At 46.1% G+C, this 5,091-nt stretch carries 5 protein-coding genes and 2 tRNA genes; 2 read left to right on the top strand and 5 right to left on the bottom strand.

The genetic code is table 11. The features are described from left to right. The 3 genes from KDK15_RS14250 to KDK15_RS14240 form a co-directional block, all read right to left on the bottom strand. A tRNA-Lys gene (locus tag KDK15_RS14250) sits at positions 1–72 on the bottom strand. Between the two features lie 36 nt (positions 73–108). Then, positions 109–184 (bottom strand) — tRNA-Asn (locus tag KDK15_RS14245). Between the two features lie 138 nt (positions 185–322). Continuing rightward, on the bottom strand, positions 323–925 hold the full coding sequence (locus KDK15_RS14240; RefSeq protein WP_257296051.1) for a peroxiredoxin: 603 nt from the start codon (positions 923–925) through the stop codon (positions 323–325). A gap of 329 nt (positions 926–1,254) precedes the next feature. Here KDK15_RS14240 and KDK15_RS14235 point away from each other — a divergent pair, with 329 nt between their 5' ends. After that, complete coding sequence (locus KDK15_RS14235) at positions 1,255–2,028, top strand: hypothetical protein (protein WP_257296050.1); 774 nt, start codon at positions 1,255–1,257, stop codon at positions 2,026–2,028. Between the two features lie 75 nt (positions 2,029–2,103). On the opposite strand, the gene grxD is transcribed toward KDK15_RS14235, so the two are convergent. Next, positions 2,104–2,439 carry a Grx4 family monothiol glutaredoxin gene (gene grxD / locus KDK15_RS14230; RefSeq protein WP_257296049.1) on the bottom strand — a complete coding sequence of 112 codons (336 nt, stop codon included), beginning with the start codon at positions 2,437–2,439 and terminating at the stop codon, positions 2,104–2,106. A gap of 178 nt (positions 2,440–2,617) precedes the next feature. On the opposite strand from grxD, the gene KDK15_RS14225 reads away from it, so the two are divergent. Then, entirely contained in the window at positions 2,618–3,193 is a 576-nt protein-coding gene (locus KDK15_RS14225; RefSeq protein WP_257296048.1) for a carboxymuconolactone decarboxylase family protein, read from the top strand. A 219-nt stretch (positions 3,194–3,412) separates the two neighbouring features. Here KDK15_RS14225 and KDK15_RS14220 read toward each other — a convergent pair whose 3' ends face one another. Beyond that, on the bottom strand, positions 3,413–4,909 hold the full coding sequence (locus KDK15_RS14220; RefSeq protein ID WP_257296047.1) for a hypothetical protein: 1,497 nt from the start codon (positions 4,907–4,909) through the stop codon (positions 3,413–3,415). Positions 4,910–5,091 lie beyond the last annotated feature (182 nt).

Genomic DNA, 5,091 nt, shown 5'->3' with positions numbered 1-5,091 from the left:
GGGTCGTGTAGGATTCGAACCTACGACCAATTGGTTAAAAGCCAACTGCTCTACCGACTGAGCTAACGACCCTTACTGCATCAGCCACAGGCTGATATACAGAGCAAGTGGCTCCCCGAGCTGGACTCGAACCAGCGACCCAATGATTAACAGTCACTTGCTCTACCAACTGAGCTATCAGGGAACTATGCCTGGCAGTGACATCTCGTCACCAACCAACGGCAGCGAATGATAAGGTTATTTTGCTGTGAGTCAAGTATTCCACTGCAAAAAACTTTTAAAAAAAACTGTATATATGGCATTTTCCAACCGCTACACGGTCTTAGAGGCCATCAGCACTCTCTGACAAGTATTGGGCCACACCGTCTGGAGAAGCTGTCATGCCCTTATCCCCCTTATTCCAGCCAGCCGGGCAAACTTCACCGTGCTTTTCATGGAACTGCAAAGCGTCGACCAGTCGAATCAGTTCATCCATGTTACGGCCCAGCGGCAGGTCATTAACGATCTGGGAGCGAACCAGACCTTCCTTATCGATCAGGAAAGCACCACGGAAGGCTACGCCACCCTCAGACTCGACGTCATAAGACTTACAGATGTCATGTGTCATATCAGCAGCCAGGGTGTATTTCACTTGACCAATACCGCCCTGGTCAACAGGAGTGTTACGCCAGGCATTGTGGGTAAAGTGAGAGTCAATGGAAACACCGATCACTTCAACACCACGCTCCTGGAAAGCGATCATACGGTGATCCAAAGCAATCAGTTCAGAAGGACATACGAAAGTGAAGTCCAGTGGGTAGAAAAACAGCAGACCGTACTTACCACGGATGGCTTCGGACAGGGTAAAGGCATCAACAATAGAACCATCACCCAGTACAGCGGGGACTGTGAAGTCAGGAGCCTTCTTGCCTACTAAAACACCCATAAGTATTTCTCCTATGCTTTACAAAGCTATGTTTTACAAAGCTATGTTTTACAAAGCTATGGTTTACAAAGTTGTGCATTTTAATACGATAGTACAATTAATATACAATCCCGCATTGAATCACACACCACAAAAACTGCGGGTATAATGATACACAGGACCACGGTTTTCGCCTACCGCAGTAGAGACAAATAGCTACTTTTTTTATTACAAGCCATAGACAAACCAGAATCAGAAAGCTATCGATATTTTTCGTACAAAGAAAATGAACCAATTGGAAATTAAAATATCAGAGTAATTTTAGAAATAACTTATCCTGGTGTGTGTCTATGCAACATACTGGCGTACCCCCTACAAGGCCGGTGCTATTCTGGAATGCAGCACCCGATGATGGTGTCAAAAAGCCAAATCCCACAAGAAAACCAGATATTGGACAAACCAGCAGAGGCCTGAAAGTTACCACGCACCCGCCATCAAGCTACGTCCTGTCTGGAGAAGACTCTGCATTTTCTCCCTTTTCCATAAAACCTGAACAGACAATAAAAACTTCGGAAAATGAACCAGAAAGCGATGAAGAGTGTGATCAGGAAATACAAAAAGCATTTGCTGGCTTATCACTCTCAGCTCACACCAATGTTAAAAAGAATCAACGTCCTGTGGCTGGACCTGAAAATTTAAGCGAAAGGGTGATTTTAAAAGCTAAAACAAAGCTCTCATGTAAGAAAAAAAGTGGCCCTCCAAAACCGGAAAGGTTTCACTCTTATCCTGGTACTTCAGGGCAGCAAGTGATACCTGCAGCAACTTTACCCGCAGCCTTTTCAACAACAGCGACAACAATGTTCAGCCAGAGCTATGTAAATACTGAACCTTCTCCCAAAAAGCTATGCAACTCAGCACCTCCAGTCAATGATCCCATCACCTGTCAAGAGCCTCTGGATACTTTGATATCAGCACAGTCAGACTTATTTGGTTTTCACTCTTTACCTTATGACTTTGCTCCGGAAGAACAACCCTTGGAAAAATTCCAGAATGAAGGCGAAGCTGACAGGGACTCAATGAATTCGGCAATGGACTGTAGAGATTCGATGGAATTAAACAACTAAAGAGTTTTAACCAAAAAGAAGAACTGCCTTCCGGTTTTATCACACCGGAAGGGAAGGCCAAAATCGATTATAGAATCAGTCTTCTGCCCCTTCAGCAGAATCAGCAGCGTGAGCAATCAACTGCTTCAGCTCACCGCTGTTAAACATATCAATAATGATGTCACTGCCACCAATCAGCTCACCCTTAATCCACAGCTGTGGGAATGTCGGCCAGTTGGCATACTTGGGAAGATTAGCACGAATCTCCGGGTTAGCCAGCACATCGACAAAAGCGAACTGTTCGCCACAGGCCATCAACGCCTGAACCGCCTTGGCGGAGAAACCACACTGCGGTAACTTGGGAGAGCCCTTCATGTAAAGCAGGATATCATGGGATTCAACCTGTTCTTTTATTTGCTCCATTACGTCCATGAGACGACCTCTTCTTCATTGGAATCATAAAGCAGGACATTTTAAAGAAAATACCTGACTGTCACCATATGTTATTACATATATTCGAATAGAAAAAACCAACAACAGGATTGTAGATATCCAACTTTCCTGCGACCATCGGTTGACCTAGTATGGAACTGCAAGTTGGGAATCAGCCATGTATGTACCGGATAAACCCCTTCGCTCTTATCCCTGGTGGCTAATGCCTTTTTTCTGGAGCCAGAAACGTCGCTATGGAAAAGTCCTTAAGCCAGGCTTGTTATGGGCAAGAGTTCCCCGTTTATTTGCCGCTGTAGCCGCGCTCTACGGCGTTCTGGATCGAAAAAAATCCCCCCTGTCACCGGAACTGCGTTCGCTGGTTACCGTCAGAGTATCCCAGGTTAACTGGTGCGCCTTCTGTGTTGACGTTAATGCCATGACCCTGGCAAAACGTACGGGCAGCATGGATAAAGTAGAAGCACTGGATAACTGGCAACACTCTGACCTTTTCAATGCACAGGAGCGTATTGCCCTGGAATATACAGAAGCTGTTACCTACAGCGACCGACAGGTAACCCCTGGTCTGATGAAACAGCTAAAAGAGCATTTCAATAATGACGCTGTTATTGAACTGACTGGCCTGATCGCTTTTCAGAACATGTCCAGCAAATTCAACGCTGCCCTGGATGTTCCTGCAGAAGGTTTCTGCAAAATTCCACAGAAACGAGTGTCTTCTGAAAGTTCTGGTGAATAAGGTGGAGAGCACAGGGGCAAGAAACCTGTCTGACTTAAGCGTCCGTAGCAAGGATTGCGAGAAATTGTGGATAAAAATTTCTGATTCTGACGAGAATAGCGGGGCTATTTGACGAAGAAGCAGGAATTTTAGTAGGACAATCTTAAGTGCCACAGCATCCTTGAACGACAGAAACAGTTAAGTGCCGGGTGAGGATTTTCTGGCGCTGATTTTATAGGATCACCAATGCTTAATGAAACTTCTTGGCATCACGGATGGTTTGGCCGACTTCCTTTTACGCCTGGTGTTCAATTCTGCGTTTGTGTCTGGTTTCGGGTTTTCTGCGTTATCAGTACTTTCCAGAAGTCCAAAATATCCGGGCTTGGAAGGATCTGGCACTTTCCTGTTTGTCCGAAAATCACCTGTTCCCTCTGACGACAAATTCTGATACCCCTCCTGGTCCGGACCGAAATTGAAATAGGCTGAGAGAGCCGCGCCTGTCTCCTCAAGAGTGGGTGTGGTTATCATGTCAGGGGCAAGGATTGTTGATTTTAGTTGCCGGGTAACCGGATCAAAGTATTCCGCGTTATGAATTTGGCTTCTGTCGCTGCAGTTAGGGTGTCTGTCCCTGTATTGCATCAGGTAACTGTGAATGCCGTTAAGGTAATGCATGGCGGAGGCGGTGTCAGGGATGATCTCTGTTTCTACCGTTTTAGTGATTTGTTCGTGGCTGTTTGGATTCTCCCGCCACTGAGCACAGAATGGAGACAGTTGCTGGTCCCGGCCTTTGAGCGCCCTGCAGACCATCAGTTGCAGAACATCACTTTTATGATGGCACCAGATGTGGGGCTTGGTTACCAGCATAAATGCAAACGCGTCAATATCATCAATGCAGGAAATACCTTCTTGCAGCATTTGCTGAACCGCCTGCTCAAATCGCTCGTGACGGTCGTGCGTGGGGGAGCCACCGTGCCAATAATAAAAATTGAAGGACATTTCCCAGGCAAACGAAACCAGCAAGTGACTGACTCTGTCGATGGCACAGGTATTTTTACAACTCAGGGCATCAAACCAGATATCCTTGACCAGTCGGAAAAATGACTGGCAATGCAGTGGCGCCAACTTATGATTAAGGAAATGGGAACAGATACTTATGCTGGAGCTGAAATCCACCTGTACAGCATTGTCAACAAGCAGCTCTGGCCAGCTTTTGCAAATATCAGCAGCCTGTCGTTGCAATGCCTTGGGCCATTTGTTGACCATAGTTACGATGCTGTGGTGATCTGGCCAGAAGGAAGAATAGTAGCGATTGAAATTCTCAGTTGCGGTTTTAACACATGATTTGGTGTAGCTTTGCAGTTCTATCATCAGTTGCAGCTTGCCCTGAGCACCTGCGGTGGAACTCAACCCGTCTTCAATGCATTTTTTAATAGAGCCCAGCGTATCACCGTTGTCTGACTGAAGATGAGCAACGATATTACTTTGGCCCGGGGTAATATTGCGCTGGATCAGGGCTTTTTCCGACGTTGCGATTTCTTCGGCGGAATAGCCTTGAATCTTCAGGTTCTGCTCTTCATGCAGGGTCAACGTCGTATTTCGCAAACCAAACGCCGGAACTTTGTGGGTATCCGGAAAGTTGATGGTGGTGGAACTTGCCGAAAGGTCATCCCGGGGCGGGAAATTCCAGCCAGTGCTGTCTGCGCCAAAGATTGCCGGTTGCGAAGATGGGCTTGACATAGGTTTCCTTTTGTCTTCACAAAAAACAATTGAGGATTGAGTAAAATTCATAAGACAAAAGTTAGACAGCTGCGGAAAAATAAAGTTCATATAGCCACTGATTCAACAGTAGCCAACGACTCGATTTGTAACTTCTCAAAAAGTACTGGTAAACCATCGTTCCATAAAGTCACAGGGCTTAT

This window comes from Endozoicomonas sp. YOMI1, assembly GCF_024606345.1.
Taxonomy (GTDB): Bacteria; Pseudomonadota; Gammaproteobacteria; order Pseudomonadales; family Endozoicomonadaceae; genus Endozoicomonas.
Note: the sequence above shows the minus strand (reverse complement) of the source record. Positions and strands in the feature narration are given on the sequence as shown.